Origin of the sequence: Lacinutrix venerupis, assembly GCF_003663945.1 — a bacterium.
GTDB lineage: Bacteria > Bacteroidota > Bacteroidia > Flavobacteriales > Flavobacteriaceae > Lacinutrix > Lacinutrix venerupis.
On record NZ_RCCH01000003.1, the window covers coordinates 375,705 to 394,541 of the forward strand.

The window sequence follows — 18,837 nt, forward strand, 5'->3', positions numbered from 1 at the left end:
AAATACTTTGAGCACTACAGTTGTAAAACATTCCTTGATTTCAGATTTTAAAGAAATCACAAAAATGCGATTAGCATTAAGTGTGGTATTCTCATCCGTTGCAGGTTATTTATTAGGTGCAGATACTGTAGATTTTACTACACTTTTACTATTGGCTTTAGGAGGCTATTTTATGGTTGGCGCATCTAACGCGTATAATCAAATTATAGAAAAAGATTTAGATGCTTTAATGGACAGAACTAAAAATCGTCCTATTCCTGCTGGCCGTATGACTGTGCGTACTGCTTTTATTATCGCTACTATTTTTACTATTCTTGGTATTGCTATTTTATATTATATAAATCCGCAAACAGCAATGTTTGGTGCAATTTCTATTTTTTTATACACTTGCGCATACACACCATTAAAAACAAAAACACCTTTGGCAGTGTTTGTTGGTGCCATTCCTGGAGCAATACCATTTATGTTAGGTTGGGTAGCAGCAACTAATGATTTTGGTATAGAACCAGGAACACTATTTGCCTTACAATTTTTTTGGCAATTCCCTCACTTTTGGGCTATTGGTTGGTTTTTATATAACGACTATAAAAAGGGAGGCTTTTTTATGTTGCCAACAGGTAAACAAGATAAAGGTACAGCTGTACAAACAATTATGTATACCATATGGACTATTCTAGTTTCAATTGTACCAGTTTTTGGTGTAACAGGAAAGTTAGAGTTGTCTTATATAGCTGCAACTATTGTTTTTGGTTTAGGTTTATTTATGCTGTATTATGCATTTCAGTTATTTAAAAAAATGACAGAAAAAGCAGCTAAACAACTTATGTTAGCTAGCGTATCTTACATCACATTAATACAAATTATTTACGTAGTAGATAAATTTATTAGATAATCATGGATTTAACACAAGGTACTTTAAAAGAAAAAAATAGCAGAGCTAAAAAAATGATGCTTTGGTTTGGACTAATTGCATTATTTATGTCGTTTGCTGGTTTAACAAGTGCAGTTATTATTAGTAGAAAACGTCCAGACTGGTCTCAAGAATTAGAGTTACCACAAGTATTTTTAATTAGTGTTTTTGTAATATTGGCAAGTAGTGTTGCGTATATTTTAGCACAACGTGCTTTAAAAAATAATAATAGAAAGTTAACAACTTCTTTTTTATTACTTAGCTTTATATTAGGTGTAATATTTATTTTCCTTCAATTTCAAGGTTTTAAAGCATTAATAGATTCTGGATACTATTTTACTGGGCAAACAAGCGATCCTAAAGCGTCTTTTATATTTTTAATTGCATTTTTTCATTTATTACACGTCGCCGTCGGATTAATTTGTTTGTTGGTTGTAATTTATAATCATTTTAAACAAAAGTACACAGCTAATAATATGCTAGGTATGGAATTAGCAGGAACATTTTGGCATTTTATTGATATACTGTGGGTATTCTTATATTTACTCATGTATTTTGTAGGCTAGATTTTTATAATAATATCAAGGAAGAAAAAGAGAATTTACTAATCAAATAAAACAAGGCTCAAAAATTACAGTTTAACATTTCTTTAGTAGAAGAAAATGATTATTTTTGTGCAATATTTAAAATTAACGAACTCAACTATATGAATACTACAGTTGCAACTACTGGAACAGAAGGTAAAACTTGGGGCGGAGGAAGCAATCCTCTCAAGGCCAGTTATGGAAAAATGATGATGTGGTTTTTTATCGTATCAGATGCCTTAACATTTTCAGGATTTTTAGCTGCTTATGGTTTTTCAAGATTCAAATTTATTGACTCTTGGCCAATAGCAGATGAAGTTTTTACTCACATACCTTTTTTTCATGGTAATTATCCAATGATTTATGTGGCGTTTATGACGTTTATATTAATCATGTCTTCAGTTACAATGGTATTAGCAGTAGATGCTGGACACCACATGAACCAGAAAAAAGTAACATGGTATATGTTCTTAACCATTATTGGTGGTATTATATTCGTAGGTTCTCAAGCATGGGAGTGGAATACTTTTATTAAAGGAGAATTTGGAGCTGTACAAACTAAAGGTGGTAATATTTTGCAATTTGGAGAATATAAAACTGTAGAAGGAGAGCAAAAATTTGAACGTGTAGCTATAGCAGATTTTGCAAAAGCAACACATGGAGAAAGAACGCAACACGAAAGAAAATCTGGGTTATGGTTTGTAGATGAAGGTGCACTTCCGGAATATACTGTAGATGAAGTATACAATGGTTTAGTTTCTAATGAGAATATTTTAATTAGAAATCAAATTATTAATGAGGAAGGACATAAAACTGTACTATCTAGAGAAGAGTCTTTAAAGCAATTAAAAGCAAATGGAAAACTTGTAGTACATGGTGCTAATTTAAAAGTTAATGAATATGGCTCTCCGTTATTTGCAGATTTCTTTTTCTTTATTACTGGATTCCACGGTTTCCACGTATTATCAGGAGTTGTAATTAATATTATTATTTTCTTTAATGTTGTTATAGGTACTTACGAAAGACGTAAAAACTATGAAATGGTAGAGAAGGTAGGATTATACTGGCACTTTGTAGATTTAGTTTGGGTATTTGTTTTCACATTCTTCTACTTAGTTTAATAAATAAATTTATTTTTCATTTTCTAAGCTTGGCAAAAAAAAGTTAAAGGAAATCTAAAAACATATAAAATGGCACACGAACATAAATTAGAAATATTTAGAGGGTTATGGAAGTTTAAGTCTAACACTCAAAAAATTTGGGGAGTACTAGCTTTCTTAACATTTGTAACAGCAATAGAAGTAGTATTGGGTATCTATAAACCTGAAGTTTTAATGGGAAATGTATTAGGAATGAAAGGTTTAAACTGGATTTTCATAATATTAACCATTGTAAAAGCATATTATATTACTTGGGACTTTATGCACATGAGAGATGAAACTAAAGGATTAAGACGTGCTGTTGTATGGACTGGAGTATTTTTAATTTGCTACTTAGTATTTATTCTATTACAAGAAGGAGGTTATGTAGAAAGTGTTTATAGAAATGGATTTATTAAACGCGATTTTTAATAAACTTATATAAGTTAAAAGATAGTAAAAGGTGGTTTTTTTAAACCACCTTTTTTATTTTTGTAAAAAAATAAAAAAATCTAATTATGAGTAATAAACCAGTAGTAAAATACCTAATTTTAGGCATATTGTTTTTTCTACCTGTAGCATTTTTACTCTTGCTTTATCCATCTACAAATAATTACAATGTGCTTGATGTAGTAAAGGAAGATGTGTTAGACATATCTAATTTATCATCAGTTGCTAATTCAGATGTTGTATTAAAAGACCACATTACCGTTTTAGGTTTTTTAGGAAGCGATCCAGAATCTAAAATTATAGAAGCTTCAAATCTAAAGGAACTTATTTATAATAAATTTAAAGGGTTTAAAAACTTTCAAATTGTAATGATGGTCACATTAGATTCTCACGATCGTACTAGCAGATTAATTCAAGAACTTAATAAATATAGTGAACATAAATATTGGCACTTTGTAGCAGCAACAGATAGTGATATTAATAAGCTGTTTAATAGTTTAAGAACAAGTTTACAGTTAGATAATACTTTAGCAACAAATAGTGTTTTTGTTATAGATAAAGAATTAAACCAACGTGGTCGTTTAGACGATAGAACAAAGAAAGAGAAGGAAAAGGAAACACAAGTATATCCACTTACAGCTTACGATTGTTCTAAAGTATCAATAATTAAAAATAAATTAGCTGCAGAAGATATGCGTGTGCTATTAGAAGAATATAGAAAATCTGGTAGAAACAAAATAGATTCATCAAACAGGAGAGCTAAAGACCTAAATCCAGATAACAAAACAGATGAAAAAGAATAACTACTCATACATAGGTATTGCTTTTATAATTTTACTATTCGGAATTATTTTTATTCCAAAAATTATAAATCGCATAAAAGATAAAGATATTACCCGAAACAACAGAATGAGTGTTGGACAGGACAATAATTTTAAAAATAAAGAAGAATTAGCTTTTATAGAAATTAACGGTAAACCAAAAAAAGTACCAAATTTTAGCTTTATAAATCAAGACGGAGAAATAATTACTCAAGATGATTATAAAGGAAAAGTATACGTAGTAGAATTCTTTTTTACAACATGTCCTACAATTTGTCCAAGAATGAATAGAAACTTGGTAGATATTCAAAATGTATTTAAAAATGAAAATAATTTTGGAGTAGCATCTTTTTCAATAACACCAGAATTAGATACACCAGAAGTTTTAAAATCTTACGCAGAAAGATATGGGATTACCAATCCTAATTGGAATTTAATGACTGGTGATGAAACAGAGATTTATAAATTAGCAAACGTTGGTTTTAATATATTTGTAGGTAAAGTTGAAAACGATGAAATTGGATTTGAGCACTCTGGAGATTTTGCATTAATAGATAAAAACGGGTTTATTCGCTCTCGATTAGATGGTTTTGGAAACCCTAAAATTTTCTATAAAGGTGTAATTAGCGAACAAGAAAAAATGGATGAAGATGGTAATGAGCAGGAAATTACTATGCTAAAAGAAGATATTAAAAAGCTTTTAAACGAATAATTTATTAATACACTATAAAGTTATTTAGATCCTGTTTCAAAATCACATTACTTTAAAAATATGAATACTCAAGAGAACCTACAAAACGAAAAAAAATATAATAAATGGATTGTAATTCTATCCATTGTAATACCGTTAGCAGTAGCAGCATTATTTGGTATTAAATTAAAAGATTTTGGTTTAAATATAGAACCATTAACTTTTTTGCCTCCAATTTATGCCTTTATAAATGGTATTACAGCAATAGTTTTAATTGTTGCGGTAATACAAATTAAAAAAGGGAATAGAGCTCTGCACGAGAAATTAATGAAATTTGCAATTACATTATCAGTTTTATTCTTATTATTATATATCGCGTATCACATGACTAGCGATTCTACTAAGTTTGGTGGAGAAGGTGTAATATCTTATGTATATTATTTTATTTTAATTACACACATAATTTTGTCTATTGCAGTTATTCCTTTTGTTTTAATAACTTATGTAAGAGCAATTTCTAATAATTTTCAAAGACATAAAAAAATAGCGCGTATTACATATCCTTTATGGTTATACGTTGCAGTAACTGGTGTTATTGTGTATTTAATGATTGCACCTTATTATGTATAGTGCTATCTAACTTCACCTAAAACAAGACTAATACTCTAATATTTATGAAAACTAAAGTCTTATTTTTTATTTTTTCTATTCTCGCATTTTTTGAGACTAATGCGCAATGCGCTATGTGTCGTGCAGTATTGGAAAATGAAGAAGGACAAGGTGTAGCAAAAGGCATTAACGATGGTATTATTTATTTAATGTCGATACCGTACATTCTTGTGTTTATAGTTGGTTTTGCTATTTATTGGAAGTATTTTAGGAAGAAGAAAAACAAAACATAGAGTTTTAAGTTTTTATAAAAAAAATCGCTTTTTTTTATTTTATCTTTTTTTTTACGAAATTAAGAGCATTATTAACCAATACCAATTTATAAATATGAAAAAATTAAAAAGTTTAGCTTTATTAACAGTTTTTGCAGGTTCAATGTTGTATTCACCAACTGTAGATGCGCTTCCTAAAAAAAGAAAAGTAACATTTGCACATATATTTGAAAATGGTTGTGTAGGTACACATACAGTAACATATTCGAGTTCGGGAGAAGTTATTGATCATGACTATGAAGTTTTCGCTTGTCCTTGAGAATAATTGTCATTTTTAAGCTCCAAGTAATATTTTTGCTTGGAGTTTTTTATTACATTCAATAGTATGGATTTACTTATTAAAATACTTTTATTATTAATCTTTAATTTTTCTTTTTCCCAAAACATAACAGGAAAAGTTATAGATTCACTTACTAAAAAACCTTTAGAGTATGCTAACGTTACTTTAATGACAAAAAACAAAGGTGTTTATACTGATAGTAAAGGCGTTTTTAATTTTGATATAACAAAACATCTTTATGATACTTTAAGAATTAGCTCGATTGGTTATTATTCTAAATCTATTGTACTTGATGGTTTTAGAACCAAAAAAGATGTTAAATTAGATGTTTTATTAAAAGAAAAAATCACAGAATTAAACGAAGTTGTAATTAATTCAAAAAAGATAGAATATAAAGAAAAACACACATTAGGAGAAAAAAGAAATGGCATTACTTCGGTAAGTTCTTTAATTGGTTATGAAACAGGTGTATTGATAGAGAATCCATTTAGAAAAGAAGGTAAATTAAAAAAGGTGTACATAAAACTTAAAAAAAGAAAAGACGTAAATTTTGTTGCATCATTAAATATTAAATTTTATAGTTATGATGCTGCAAATAAAAAACCGGGTTACGAATTGTACACTAAAAATATAGTTGTTAAAACAAAAAACAAAAATTACACTCTTAACATTAAAGTAGAGGACTTTGATATTTATTTACCAGAAGAAGGTATGTGTATTGGTGTTGAATTTATTGACCCTAAAAATGAATCTAAGAAGTATGATAGAATAGGTCCAGCATACGGATTTAAATTTTCTAATGAAGAAGTATTAACTTGGTCTAAATATAGAGGAAAATCTTGGAGACCAGGTTTTGTTGAATTTAAAAGAGGAAACTTTGGTGACAGAAGTAAAAAAGGTAATGTTATGATAGGAGTAGATGTTTTAATGCCAAAAGAATAAAAGGATGGCAAAGTTAATTTTTAAGGTTACATTTTTGGTAATTATTTTTAGCACTATTCATTCATGTAAAAAAGAAACAAAAGAAATTGAAGAAGAATTTAAAGAACAAATATATTCGGAACTATCTATTGAAAACCAAGATTATGATTTTGGATTAATATCTGTTAATGATACTGTCTTATATACTTATCACATTAAAAATATTTCAGAAGAACCATTAAAAATTACTAGAATTATTTCAAATTGTGATTGTATAGAAATCAACTTTGATAAACAGTCACTTCAAAAAAATCAAATTTTAGATATTTCAGCAAAATTTATTGCAACTAAAGATATAATTGGAAGTGTAAATAACTTTTTACTAATTGAATGTAATATAAAGAAAGGAGTTGCTGTACTGTCTATGTCTGGATACATTTCAGAAACAAAAAAGTAAAATATAAATTTAATTTCTTTAAAAATATATAACATTTTTTTACTTAATAGAGTTTTAACATTTTTTTTTAATTATTCCTGTAACAAATAAAGTTCTTTGTAGTCTAATGGATATAATGTAGTAATACATCAATCAAAAAACCAACCATTATGCTCAAAATTAATAAGATACATAAATCTTATCCTATTGGAGATTCTAGTTTACATGTATTAAAAGGTATCGACCTTTCTGTGGAAGCAGGAGAAATGGTAGCAATTATGGGTTCTTCAGGATCAGGAAAATCTACTTTGCTAAATATTATAGGAATGCTAGACGAAGCAGATGAAGGCGATTACATTTTAGATAATGTTCCTATTAAAAATCTTACCGAAAAAAAAGCAGCTATTTATAGAAATAAATTTTTAGGATTTATTTTTCAATCTTTCAATCTTATAAACTACAAAAATGCATTAGATAATGTTGCATTGCCACTATACTACCAAGGTTTAAAACGTAAAGAACGTATAGAAAAAGGATTGTATCATTTAGAAAAAGTAGGTTTAAAAAATTGGGCGCACCATTTACCTAATGAGTTATCTGGAGGCCAAAAACAACGTGTAGCCATTGCAAGGGCACTAGCTGCAAATCCAAAATTATTATTGGCAGATGAGCCAACAGGAGCTTTAGATACTAAAACATCTCATGAGATTATGGATTTTATTCAATCTCTTAACGATGAAGGAAAAACCATTTTAATGGTAACTCACGAAGAAGACATTGCACAAATGTGTAAACGTATTGTACGTTTAAAAGATGGTGTAATTATAGAAGACGTATTTGTAGAACAAGTAAGAGCGTCACAATATGTTTGATAGAGATCTCTGGAGAGAAATCTTCCAAAGTATAAATATGAATAAAACCAGAAGTCTACTTTCTGGCTTTACTGTAGCTTTTGCTATTCTTTTATTTACTATTCTTTTTGGCTTAGGAAATGGTTTATTAAATACTTTCGACACTGCATTTGTAGATGACGCAGCAAATTCTATTTTTATAAACTCTGGTCAAACTTCTAAAGCTAGTAACGGTTTACAAGCAGGAAGACAAATACAATTCGAAAACAAGGACCAAGAATGGATTGAAGAGGAATTTGGAGATAAAGTACAGTATATAACCTCTAGAATATATTTAAATGTAACAGCTACTTTTAGAAACGAAAAAAGTAGTTATAGCGTTAGAGCTGTTAACCCAGATCATCAATACCTTGAAAATACAAAAGTTAATTATGGGCGTTATATTAATGAATCTGATATAAAAAATAAAACAAAAGTTGTTGTTATAGGTCGTTTAGTAGAAGAGGATTTGTTTCTAAAAACTACAGCTATTGGTAAATACATAAATTTAAATGGCATTCAATATAAAGTAGTTGGTGTTTTTAGTGACGATGGTGGAGATAGAGAAGAAAGACTAATTTATATGCCAGTAACTACAGCACAGCAAATTTATGGTAACAACCAACATATAGACCAAATAAATTTAACTTATAATCCAGACTTAAACTTCGATGCAGCAATAAGTTTTAGCAATATGCTTACAAGAAAACTTAAAGATCGTTTTTTAGTTTCGCAAAACGACCAACGCGCTATTAGGGTAAGAAACTTAGCAAACGATTCTAAAGCAATTGGACAAATGACGCTTGGTATTAATATAATGATTTTAGTTATTGGTTTTGGAACACTTATAGCCGGAGTTGTAGGAATTAGTAACATGATGATATTTATAGTAAAAGAACGCACAAAAGAAATAGGTATACGTAAAGCCTTAGGTGCATCTCCAAAATCTATAGTATCTATTATTTTATTAGAATCTGTTTTAATAACTGTAATAGCAGGTTTTGTAGGTTTGGTAATTGGAATGGGAGTAGTTGAATTGGCAGCTCCTTCTTTAGAAACCTATTTTATAAAAGAAGCAGGTGTTGAAACATCTATAATTATTGGAGCAACTATTGTTTTAATAATAGCAGGAGCAATTGCAGGCTATTTACCTGCAAAAAAAGCCTCAAGAATTAAACCTATTGTAGCACTAAGAGACGATTAATTATGCGATTTTTATTTGAAAGAGATACATGGCAAGAAGTCTACGATAGTTTAACCAAAAACAAACTACGTTCGGCATTAACAATGGTTGGTGTTTGGTGGGGAATTTTATTACTTATAGGATTGTTAGGTTCTGCTCGTGGTTTAGAAAACTCATTTAATAGATTATTTGGAAGTTTTGCAACAAACAGTGTATTTGTTTGGGCGCAAAGCACAAGTAAACCATTTAAAGGTTTTCAAGAAGGAAGACTCGTACAACTTAAAATTAGCGACGCTAAAAAAATTGAAGAAAATGTTGATGGAATAGAATTTGTTGTGCCAAGAAATCAAAGTCAAGCTTTGGTTGTGCACAAGTTTTTGTCAGGAACTTTTGGTGTTAATGGAGACTATCCGTTATTAGACAAAGTTCAAAAAAAGAAGATGATTCAAGGTCGATTTATTAATCAAACCGATATTGATGAAAAACGAAAAGTTGTAGTTATATCCGAAGAAATATATAAACAACTATTCGATAAAGATGCAGAAATGATTGGAGAATACATTCAATTAAACGGAATGAATTTTAAAGTCGTTGGTATGTTTGAAAATGGAAACCAGAATATGGGACCAACAAGCGATATGCACATTCCATTTACTACCTTTCAGCAAATCTATAATATGGGCGAAAATATTGGTTGGATGATGATTACAGGAAAACCAGAATACGATATCTCTCAAATTGAAGCCGATGCTAAACTAATATTAAGAAACTTAAATAAAGTGCATCCTGAAGATAATCGTGCCTTTGGTAGCTTTAACCTAGGAAAAGAATTTGCTAAAGTAACTGGATTTTTAACAGGTATGCAGTTTTTAACTTGGTTTGTAGGTATTGCAACATTAATAGCCGGAGTATTTGCAATTGGAAATATTTTATTAATTACAGTAAAAGAAAGAACAAAAGAAATAGGAGTACGCCGTGCACTTGGTGCAACACCTTTCGAGATAAAAAGACAAATAGTTGTTGAAGCAGTATTTATAACAATTTTAGCAGGCTTATTTGGAATAATAAGTGGAGGCTGGATTTTAATTGCTTTAGATGCTGCATTTGGTCATGGTGATGAAGCTGTTATTGTAAACGCATCTGTATCCATATCTGTAGTTTTTGTAGCATTAATAATACTAATAATATTAGGTACTTTAATAGGATTAATACCAGCATTTAAAGCCACAAGTATAAAGCCAATTGAAGCGTTAAGAGAAGAATAATCAATCAAAATAAATAATAAAAGCGTAGCTTAAAACCAATGTACACTGAATTTTTTTTCAGTACAAAAATTAAATTAAAAATGAAAAAAGCATTAAAAGTCATCGTAATTTTTGCACTAGTTGTAGCGTTACTATGGGTACTTAAGTACTTTAAGGATTCTAACTCAAAATCTGTAGAAGATTTTAAAACAGCACAACCATTTTATACCTCAATTAATACAAAAACGGTAGCAACAGGTAAATTAAATCCTGAAGAAGAAATTGAACTTAAACCACAAATTACTGGGATTATAGATAAAATAATGGTGGAAGAAGGAGATATAGTTGAAAAAGGAGATGTAATTGCAAAAATTAGAGTAGTACCAAACGAGCAAAGTTTAGTTGGAGCAAATGGACAAATAGCATCTGCAAAATTAACATACAATAACTCTAAAACTGTTTACGATAGAAATAAAGCTCTATTCGATAAAGGCGTTATTTCAAGACAAGATTTTGAAAATAGTGAGTTAGCATTAAATCAAGCAAGCGAAACCTTACGTCAAGCCCAAAACAATTATCAAATTATAAAAAGAGGTTCTATATCTGGAGGAGGATCTGCGAACACAAACATTACAGCGCTTATTGCCGGAACAATATTAGAAATTCCTGTTCGAGAAGGAGATCAAGTTATTGAAAGTAATAACTTTAATGCAGGAACAACAATTGCTTTTATTGCAGATATGAGCAAAATGATTTTTGAAGGAAAAGTTGATGAAGCCGAAGTTGGCAAACTAGAAGAAGGAAAAGATATTAAAGTTATTTTAGGCGCCATTGGTGAAAAAGAATTTCCAGCAAAACTAACTTTTGTAGCACCAAAAGGAAGTGAAGAAAATGGAGCTGTACAGTTTACAATTAAAGCAGATGTAGAAGTAGAGCGATCTACTAAAATTAGAGCAGGTTACAGTGCTAATGCAGAAATTGAAATGGAAAGTAAAGACAGTGTAATGGTTATTAAAGAATCTTTACTTCAATTTAATAGAATTACCGAAAAACCTTTTGTAGAAATAGAAGTAGGTGAAGGAAAATTTGAGAAAAAGAATGTAGAGTTAGGACTTTCTGATGGAATAAATGTAGAAATAACAGAAGGAGTTAAAGAAGGAGATAAAATTAAAGTTTGGAATAAAGCCTCTAAAGAAGATAATGATGAAGATTAATTATAAAGGAATAGTTTTTTTAATTACACTATTATTTAGTGTATCGATTAATGCTCAAGAAAAAATATGGTCGTTACAAGAATGTGTAAATCATGCATTAGAAAATAATATTTCTATACTACAAATTAAAAACACATTACTTACAAACGAGCAAGATATTATAGCAGCCAAAGGCCAGTTTTTACCATCAGCAAATGCAGGAATAGGAACAGGAGTAAGTATTGGTTCTGGTTTCGATCCAGTATCAAACCAGCGTATTAATAATGAAGTAACTTATTCTGCAAATTATAGTATTGGTGCTAGTTATACTGTTTTTAATGGATTTAGAAGAACAAATTTATACAAACAGTCTCAGCTTAACCTAGAAACTAATGAGCTAGAATTAGCAAGAATTCAAGATGACATTTCTTTAAATGTTGTAAACTCTTATTTAAATATTTTATTTAATAAGGAAAACTTAGAAACAGCTAAAGCGCAATACGAATTTTCTAAAAAACAATTAAACCAAGTAAAAGAATTGGTTAATGCTGGAGTACAACCAAAAGCTAATATTTACGATGCAGAAGCAACATTAAGTAGAGACTTACAGAGTGTTACCGTTGCCGAAAATAACTACGAACTTTCAATATTAACATTATCTCAAATTTTACAAGTCCCATTCAAAGGATTTCAAGTAGAGGTTATAGATGTAGAAAATCCTTCTGCCGAATTATTGTATGCAGATGTAGAACCAATTTTAGATTATGCATTAGCAAATAGAAATGAAATTAAAGTAGCAGAAAAAAACATAGAAAATTCTAAATTAGGTACAGAAATTTCTAAAAGTGGTTACTATCCAAGCGTTACTGCTAGTTATGGTTTAAGCTCTGTTTGGAGTGAGCGTGATAGCGAGTTTTTTAAGCAATCGTTTTTTAGCGAATTAGATATAAACAAAGGACACAGTTTTAGGTTAAACGTTAATGTTCCAATTTTTTCTCAATACCAAAATAAAACAGCAGTTGCAAAGTCACAAATACAAGAAGAAAACGCACTGTTAAATTTAGAACAAGCAAAACTAAATTTAGAAGCTAATATACAGCGTGCCTTTACAGATGCTAAATCAGCATTAAGAGCATACGAGGCAGCAAAAGTTTCTTTAGAGTCTCAACAATTAGCTTTTGGTAATGCAGAAGAGAGATATAACATTGGAGTAATGAATGCTTTCGATTTAGAACAGTCTAGATTAAGATTGGTAAATGCAGAATCTTCATTAATTAATGCTAAATACGATTTTGTATTTAAAACAAAAGTGTTAGATTTCTACCTTGGAAAACCAATAACACAATAAATAAATTTTGGCAATAATATTAAGCATAGAAACAGCAACAACCAATTGCTCTGTCTCACTATCTAAAAATGGTGAGACTTTGCTTTTAAAAGAAGATTATAGTAGTAATTATTCTCATGCAGAGCGTTTGCATGTTTTTATAGATGAAACGCTTCGCGAAGCTAATATAGAGCGTCATCAATTAGATGCAATTGCAGTTAGCAAAGGTCCAGGCTCATACACTGGATTACGTATTGGAGTATCGGCAGCAAAAGGATTATGTTATGCCTTAGATATTCCATTAATTTCAGTTTCTACCTTAGAGGCTTTAGCACATCAGGTAAAAGCAGAAAGTGGTTTAATTATACCTATGCTTGATGCAAGACGTATGGAAGTATATTCTGCTATTTTTTCTTCAGAATTAAAAGAAATAAGAAAAATTGAAGCGCAAATTTTAGACGAAACATCTTTTAAAGCTGAATTGTTAAAAGGTAAAGTTTATTTTATTGGTAACGGTGTAGAGAAAACAAAAGAAATAATTAATAATGAAAATGCTATTTTTGTTGAAGGTAAGTTACCATCTGCAAAAGAAATGAGTGCTTTAGCTTTTTCAAAATACAAAAAAAGCGACACCGAAGATGTCGCTTATTTTGAACCTTATTACTTAAAAGATTTTATAGCATTAAAGCCAAAACCTAAAAAATAATTACTCGTTTTTCTGTATTTCTACACTATGTGGGTAAGGAATATCAATTCCGGCAGCGTCTAAGGCTTCTTTTGTTTGTTCAATTAGGTAAAAATTAATTGTCCAGTAATCTTCTTTTTTAACCCAAACTCTAGTAAAAAAGTTAATAGAACTATCTGCTAGTTCGTTAACATTAATTGCTGGAGCCGGATCTTTTAAAATAAGTTCATTAGCGTTAATTACACTCATGATAACTTCTTTTGTAGTTTTTATATCAGAATCGTAACCTACACCAAATGTTACATCTACACGACGAGTATCTTCAGTAGAATAATTGGTTATATTGCCATTACTTAAACTTCCATTTGGTAAAATAATTTCTTTATTATCTGGCGTTGTAAGTTTAGTAGTAAAAATTTCAATTTCTTTTACAGTTCCACTTTCACCTTGGGCTTCTATAAAATCGCCAATTTTAAAAGGTTTAAAAATCATTATTAAAACACCACCGGCAAAATTACCTAAAGAGCCTTGTAGAGCTAAACCTACAGCTAAACCAGCAGCAGCAATTATGGCAGCAAAAGAAGCTGTTTCAATGCCTAATGTACCTAAAATAATTACTATTAAAATAATTTTTAATACCCAACTAATTAAATCTGATAAGAATTTTTTAAGACTAATATCATAATTAGCTTTATCCATTGTTTTAGAAATACCTTTCTTAAGATATTTAATAACGTATGCTCCAATAATCCATATAACTATTGCCAATAGTACTTTAGGAGTATACTCTAGCATAAGTTCGTAACCTTTGTCAATCCAATTTTGTAAATCCATTATTTTGTTTTTATTAATAATTACTAAATTAATTAGAATTCATCTATTCGTTATCCCTAATTATGTTTAAAAAATCTTAAAATCTTTATATAGTATAATAAATGCGTTAAAATGTAAGGCCTAATTTTATTCATAATTAAAATCAAGCTTATTTAATTTAAAAAAAATATTAAGCTATAATTCTAAAAAAGGTAGGAGTTTATTAAATATGATTGTTATATGCATATAACAATCAAGTTACTGTAATAGTAACACATATAGATGAAAGTCCATTTTTTGGGTTGTATTACTCATTAAATGCAATGTATTTTAAGTATTTATTAGTATAATTGTACATATTCCTATATCAAAAATAAAAACCATTCATAATGAAGAATTTTACGCTAATTTTAGTTTTGCTTTTTAGTTCCTCGGCTCTTTTTGCTCAAGATCTTTTAATGCAAAATGGAACCTTTAATCAATGTTCAGGAACACTTTATGATTCTGGTGGAGCATCATCAAATTATTCAAACGATGAAAATTTTGTGTTAACACTATGCCCAGATGGTCCAGATCAATTTATAGAGCTTGATTTTACTTTTTTTGGAACTCAAATAGGTATAGACGAACTAACTATTTATGATGGAGATGATACAACAGCAGCTGTAATAGGTGTTTTTTCGGGAGCAGGTGCAGCAAATAATCCTCAAACAATAACAGCGTCACCTACTAGTCCTACGGGTTGTCTTACATTAGCTTTTACTAGTGATGGAGGTGGTAATACTACAGGTTGGGCAGCAGATATTTCGTGTTTACAAGCATGCCAAATTATTACACCAACAATAGATAATACAAATCCTGTAGCAAATGGAGCAGGTGTTATACAAATACCTGTTGGTGCAACTGTAGATTTCGAAGGTAGTGCTGTGTTTGCAGATGATGGAACAGGAGCAACTTATTCATGGAATTTTGGTGATGGTTCTATTCCTGTAAATGGTCAAGTTGTAACTCATGAATTTAATAATATAGGAACTTTTACAACAACATTTACTGTAACAGATACTAATCCTACTGGGTGTTCAGAAACAGCTACAGTAACGGTTGAGGTTTTAACTCCATATATAGATGTAGATGTAACAACTTATAATGCCCAACAGTTAGTAGAAGATGTCCTTATAGATAGTCCATGTGCTTCAGTATCTAATATTATTTCTAGTTCAGGAGTTGATTTTGGTACTGTTGATGGTATAGGTTCTTTTACAGCTCTGCCAGGAGCATTTGGTTTTGAAGCAGGAATTATATTATCCTCAGGAAGTGCTATTGAAGCAGAAGGTCCGGAAGATGGAAACCAAAGTGCAGGTGGTGGCGGATGGCCAGGAGATGCAGATTTAGAGGCTGAAATTGGTGGAACAAACACTAATAATGCATCTTATTTGCAGTTCGATTTCGTGCCAATTGCAAGTTCAATTAGTTTCGATTTTATTTTTGCGTCTGAAGAATATGGAACATTTCAATGTAGTTATACAGATGCTTTTGCATTCTTATTAACAGATCAAGTTACAGGAGTTACAACAAACTTAGCTTTAGTGCCAGGAACTACAGATGTTGTTACTGTTTTTTCAGTAAGAGATAATATGTGGAATGGTAGTTGTCCATCTTCTAATCCTCAATTTTTCGATTCTTATTATGGAGCAGGTGGAGAGCCTGGTGCAAACAGTCCAATAAACTTTCTAGGTTATACTGTGCCAATGACAGCTTTTTCTAATGTAATACCTAATAATCCATACACCATTAAATTGGTGATAGCAGATGCTTTAGATACAGCTTACGATGCAGCCGTATTTTTAGGAGCAGGTTCTTTTAGTTTAGGAGGAGATTTAGGAGATGATATTACTATTTCTGCCGGTACAGCAGAATGTCAAGGTACATCTGTACAATTAGATACAGATTTACCTACGGCTATACATACATGGTACCTAGATGGGAATGTAATTCCTGGAGAAACAGGTTCAATTCTTAATGCAACTCAAGAAGGTAATTATTCTGTAGATATTGTTTTTTCGGCAACGTGTCAAACTTCAGATTCCATTTTTGTAGAATTTATTCCTGGTCCAACTATACAAGCTGTTTCAGATATTACAGAATGTGATAATGGAGGAACAGTTTTATTCGATTTAACTTCAAACGAAACTTCTGCAATTGGAACTCAAGACCCAACAACAATAACTACCACATTCCATAATTCTCTTGCGGATGCAGAGGCAGATATAAATCCTATAGCAAATCCAGCAGCTTATGCAGGTACAGATGGAGAAACAGTATATATTAGAATAGATGATACGCAATCTGGATTGTGTTATGATACTGAAGAATTTTTGCTAGAATATCTTAATATCGTTTTAAACCCTACTTTAAACATGGAAGTTTGTGATGATATTACAAATGATGGAGTAGAGTCTTTCGATTTAACAACTCAGGATGCTTCAATTTTAGGAACACAAGCAGCAGCAGATTTTAATGTAACTTACCATTTAGATTTTGCAAATGCAGATGCTGGTACTAATGCATTAACGAGTCCGTATACAAATACATCGAGTCCGCAACCTATTTATGTGAGAATTGAAAGTGTACAAGATAGTGCTTGTTACATTGCATCTCCAACAGAAGTATTTAATTTAATTGTTAATCCTAATGCAAATGCAACTGCGCCAGCAGACATTGTAGTTTGCGATGATCCAACTAATGATGGAGTAGAAGTTTTTGATTTAACAGCTCTGGAATCCGATATTTTAAACGGTCAGGATCCTGCTAATTTTACTGTTAGTTTCTATGAACTTCAAACAGATGTAGCAACTTCTACAAATCCTATAACTAATCCAGCGACATATACTAATATGCCTAGTCCACAAACTATTTATGTTAGAGTAGATGATAATGCTAATCCAACATGCTATGGTGAAACAAGTTTTACTATTACTGTAAATCTTAATGACGACTCTACGTTTACAATGCAACCAACATGTGATGGAGCAATTGTAGATTCTGTGGTTACACCAGGAGGAACTTATGCTTTCAATCCAGTGCCAACAGATGGAGCAATAATAGATACAAATACAGGAACAATTACAAATGGTATTTCTACAGCAAGTTATAATGTAGATTATACAACTAACGGTGATTGTCCTACAACAAGTTCTTTTACCGTAACAGTAGACGAAACATTTGATGCCTCATTTACAATGACTCCTACTTGTGATGGAGGAATAGTAGATACACAAACTACATTAGGAGGTTTATTTAGCTTCAATCCTATGCCAACAGATGGAGCATCTGTTGATGTAGCTACGGGAACTGTTACAGGAGGAGCCTCAGCAACTACTTATTTTGTAGAATACACGATTGGAGGTACATGTCCATCATCTACAATATTTACATTAACAACTTTAACAACAGATAATCCATCTTTTACTTATACACCAACTTGTGATGGAGCAGTAATAGATACAGTAGCTACACCAGGAGGAATTTTTAGTTTTAATACGCCACCAGGAGATTTAGCAATTTTAGATGCTACAACGGGAGAAATAACAGGAGGAACTCCAGGAAATACTTATGTAGTAGATTATTTAACAAATGGAATATGTCCAGATTCAAGTACAGAATCTGTAACAGCGTATCCACTACCAACAGCCATAGCGCCAACCACTTTAGAAGTTTGTGACGATGGTACACCAGACGGTTTAACAGAGATTGATTTAACCATAAAAAATAATGAAATTACCGGAGGCAATCCAGCCTATGCCGTAACGTATTATTTTGATCAAGCCGATGCCGATGCACAAACCAATCCGTTACCAAACCAATACACAAACATTAGTAACCCACAAACCATTGTAGCCGGAGTATTAAATGTAAACACCAACTGTTACACAACCACAACTTTAGAGTTAGCAGTAGAACAAGCACCAGTAGCTTTTACACCAACACCTCTAGAGCATTGCGATCCAGATAGTGATGGGTTTGGAGTCTTTACACTAACCGATGCCGAAGCAGAAATTACAGGAGGCGCTACAGGATTAGATGTAACTTACCATGAAACCATGGCCGATGCAGACAATAATGTAAACCCAATAACAGGCGATTATAATAATATTGTAGCCAACACACAAACCATATATGTACGTGTGGAAAGCACAACAATAGCAACCGACTGTGCTACCTTTGTAGAGCTAGTATTAATCGTTAACCCAGAACCACAAATTATTACACCAGCAAATTTAACACCATTAGAAGTTTGTGATGATGATGCCGATGGATTTGCAAGTTTCG

19 protein-coding genes are annotated in these 18,837 nt (G+C 30.8%); 18 read left to right on the plus strand and 1 reads right to left on the minus strand.

Annotated elements, in window-relative coordinates; all coding sequences use genetic code 11:
* Nucleotides 1-7 precede the first annotated feature (7 nt).
* The 17 genes from cyoE (at nt 8) to tsaB (ending at nt 13,716) form a co-directional block, all read left to right on the plus strand.
* Nucleotides 8-892: a heme o synthase gene (gene cyoE / locus CLV86_RS06435; RefSeq protein ID WP_282956977.1), complete on the plus strand. Its 885-nt coding sequence runs from the start codon at nt 8-10 to the stop codon at nt 890-892.
* Between the two features lie 2 nt (nt 893-894).
* Nucleotides 895-1,476 carry a cytochrome c oxidase subunit 3 gene (locus tag CLV86_RS06440; protein ID WP_076731977.1) on the plus strand — a complete coding sequence of 194 codons (582 nt, stop codon included), beginning with the start codon at nt 895-897 and terminating at the stop codon, nt 1,474-1,476.
* Between the two features lie 140 nt (nt 1,477-1,616).
* Nucleotides 1,617-2,615 carry a cytochrome c oxidase subunit 3 gene (locus CLV86_RS06445; RefSeq protein ID WP_121050984.1) on the plus strand — a complete coding sequence of 333 codons (999 nt, stop codon included), beginning with the start codon at nt 1,617-1,619 and terminating at the stop codon, nt 2,613-2,615.
* Between the two features lie 69 nt (nt 2,616-2,684).
* Nucleotides 2,685-3,065, plus strand: coding sequence for a cytochrome C oxidase subunit IV family protein (locus CLV86_RS06450; RefSeq protein WP_121050986.1), 381 nt, complete (start codon nt 2,685-2,687; stop codon nt 3,063-3,065).
* Nucleotides 3,066-3,151: 86 nt separating this feature from the next.
* On the plus strand, nt 3,152-3,886 hold the full coding sequence (locus CLV86_RS06455; RefSeq protein WP_076731980.1) for a hypothetical protein: 735 nt from the start codon (nt 3,152-3,154) through the stop codon (nt 3,884-3,886).
* Complete coding sequence (locus CLV86_RS06460) at nt 3,873-4,616, plus strand: SCO family protein (RefSeq protein WP_121050988.1); 744 nt, start codon at nt 3,873-3,875, stop codon at nt 4,614-4,616. The genes CLV86_RS06455 and CLV86_RS06460 overlap by 14 nt, the downstream gene beginning before the upstream one ends.
* A 60-nt stretch (nt 4,617-4,676) precedes the next feature.
* Nucleotides 4,677-5,225, plus strand: coding sequence for a DUF420 domain-containing protein (locus CLV86_RS06465; protein WP_121050989.1), 549 nt, complete (start codon nt 4,677-4,679; stop codon nt 5,223-5,225).
* A 44-nt stretch (nt 5,226-5,269) separates the two neighbouring features.
* Nucleotides 5,270-5,497, plus strand: coding sequence for a hypothetical protein (locus CLV86_RS06470; protein ID WP_121050990.1), 228 nt, complete (start codon nt 5,270-5,272; stop codon nt 5,495-5,497).
* 94 nt (nt 5,498-5,591) lie between these two features.
* Entirely contained in the window at nt 5,592-5,795 is a 204-nt protein-coding gene (locus tag CLV86_RS14155; RefSeq protein ID WP_147427016.1) for a hypothetical protein, read from the plus strand.
* Between the two features lie 66 nt (nt 5,796-5,861).
* Nucleotides 5,862-6,758, plus strand: coding sequence for a carboxypeptidase-like regulatory domain-containing protein (locus tag CLV86_RS06480; protein ID WP_121050992.1), 897 nt, complete (start codon nt 5,862-5,864; stop codon nt 6,756-6,758).
* Nucleotides 6,759-6,762: 4 nt separating this feature from the next.
* On the plus strand, nt 6,763-7,194 hold the full coding sequence (locus CLV86_RS06485; protein ID WP_121050993.1) for a DUF1573 domain-containing protein: 432 nt from the start codon (nt 6,763-6,765) through the stop codon (nt 7,192-7,194).
* A 149-nt stretch (nt 7,195-7,343) separates the two neighbouring features.
* Nucleotides 7,344-8,045 carry an ABC transporter ATP-binding protein gene (locus tag CLV86_RS06490; RefSeq protein ID WP_076731986.1) on the plus strand — a complete coding sequence of 234 codons (702 nt, stop codon included), beginning with the start codon at nt 7,344-7,346 and terminating at the stop codon, nt 8,043-8,045.
* Nucleotides 8,038-9,267, plus strand: coding sequence for an ABC transporter permease (locus CLV86_RS06495; RefSeq protein WP_076731987.1), 1,230 nt, complete (start codon nt 8,038-8,040; stop codon nt 9,265-9,267). The genes CLV86_RS06490 and CLV86_RS06495 overlap by 8 nt, the downstream gene beginning before the upstream one ends.
* 2 nt (nt 9,268-9,269) lie before the next feature.
* Nucleotides 9,270-10,511, plus strand: coding sequence for an ABC transporter permease (locus CLV86_RS06500; protein ID WP_076731988.1), 1,242 nt, complete (start codon nt 9,270-9,272; stop codon nt 10,509-10,511).
* An 80-nt stretch (nt 10,512-10,591) separates the two neighbouring features.
* Nucleotides 10,592-11,704 (plus strand): efflux RND transporter periplasmic adaptor subunit, encoded by a 1,113-nt coding sequence (locus CLV86_RS06505; RefSeq protein ID WP_121050995.1) that lies wholly within the window; start codon nt 10,592-10,594, stop codon nt 11,702-11,704.
* Entirely contained in the window at nt 11,691-13,031 is a 1,341-nt protein-coding gene (locus tag CLV86_RS06510; RefSeq protein WP_083678193.1) for a TolC family protein, read from the plus strand. The genes CLV86_RS06505 and CLV86_RS06510 overlap by 14 nt, the downstream gene beginning before the upstream one ends.
* Before the next feature lie 7 nt (nt 13,032-13,038).
* Entirely contained in the window at nt 13,039-13,716 is a 678-nt protein-coding gene (gene tsaB, locus CLV86_RS06515; protein WP_121050997.1) for a tRNA (adenosine(37)-N6)-threonylcarbamoyltransferase complex dimerization subunit type 1 TsaB, read from the plus strand.
* Here the strand turns inward: tsaB and CLV86_RS06520 are convergent, their stop codons facing one another.
* A complete protein-coding gene (locus CLV86_RS06520) occupies nt 13,717-14,529 on the minus strand; it encodes a mechanosensitive ion channel family protein (protein WP_076731992.1) in 813 nt (270 codons plus the stop codon).
* 368 nt (nt 14,530-14,897) lie between these two features.
* On the opposite strand from CLV86_RS06520, the gene CLV86_RS06525 reads away from it, so the two are divergent.
* A partial coding sequence (locus CLV86_RS06525) for a choice-of-anchor L domain-containing protein (protein ID WP_121051021.1) occupies nt 14,898-18,837 on the plus strand: 3,940 nt, incomplete at its 3' end.

Excerpts from the sequence above, each read along its gene's own strand:
- CLV86_RS06465 (WP_121050989.1), top strand. The coding sequence starts at position 4,677 with ATGAATACTCAAGAGAACCTACAAAACGAAAAAAAATATAATAAATGG.
- CLV86_RS06450 (WP_121050986.1), top strand. The coding sequence starts at position 2,685 with ATGGCACACGAACATAAATTAGAAATATTTAGAGGGTTATGGAAGTTT.
- CLV86_RS14155 (WP_147427016.1), top strand. The coding sequence starts at position 5,592 with ATGAAAAAATTAAAAAGTTTAGCTTTATTAACAGTTTTTGCAGGTTCA.
- CLV86_RS06460 (WP_121050988.1), top strand. The coding sequence starts at position 3,873 with ATGAAAAAGAATAACTACTCATACATAGGTATTGCTTTTATAATTTTA.
- CLV86_RS06445 (WP_121050984.1), top strand. The coding sequence starts at position 1,617 with ATGAATACTACAGTTGCAACTACTGGAACAGAAGGTAAAACTTGGGGC.
- CLV86_RS06440 (WP_076731977.1), top strand. The coding sequence starts at position 895 with ATGGATTTAACACAAGGTACTTTAAAAGAAAAAAATAGCAGAGCTAAA.
- CLV86_RS06505 (WP_121050995.1), top strand. The coding sequence starts at position 10,592 with ATGAAAAAAGCATTAAAAGTCATCGTAATTTTTGCACTAGTTGTAGCG.
- CLV86_RS06490 (WP_076731986.1), top strand. The coding sequence starts at position 7,344 with ATGCTCAAAATTAATAAGATACATAAATCTTATCCTATTGGAGATTCT.
- CLV86_RS06495 (WP_076731987.1), top strand. The coding sequence starts at position 8,038 with ATGTTTGATAGAGATCTCTGGAGAGAAATCTTCCAAAGTATAAATATG.
- CLV86_RS06510 (WP_083678193.1), top strand. The coding sequence starts at position 11,691 with ATGATGAAGATTAATTATAAAGGAATAGTTTTTTTAATTACACTATTA.
- CLV86_RS06500 (WP_076731988.1), top strand. The coding sequence starts at position 9,270 with ATGCGATTTTTATTTGAAAGAGATACATGGCAAGAAGTCTACGATAGT.
- CLV86_RS06520 (WP_076731992.1), bottom strand. The coding sequence starts at position 14,529 with ATGGATTTACAAAATTGGATTGACAAAGGTTACGAACTTATGCTAGAG.
- CLV86_RS06485 (WP_121050993.1), top strand. The coding sequence starts at position 6,763 with ATGGCAAAGTTAATTTTTAAGGTTACATTTTTGGTAATTATTTTTAGC.
- CLV86_RS06480 (WP_121050992.1), top strand. The coding sequence starts at position 5,862 with ATGGATTTACTTATTAAAATACTTTTATTATTAATCTTTAATTTTTCT.
- CLV86_RS06455 (WP_076731980.1), top strand. The coding sequence starts at position 3,152 with ATGAGTAATAAACCAGTAGTAAAATACCTAATTTTAGGCATATTGTTT.
- CLV86_RS06470 (WP_121050990.1), top strand. The coding sequence starts at position 5,270 with ATGAAAACTAAAGTCTTATTTTTTATTTTTTCTATTCTCGCATTTTTT.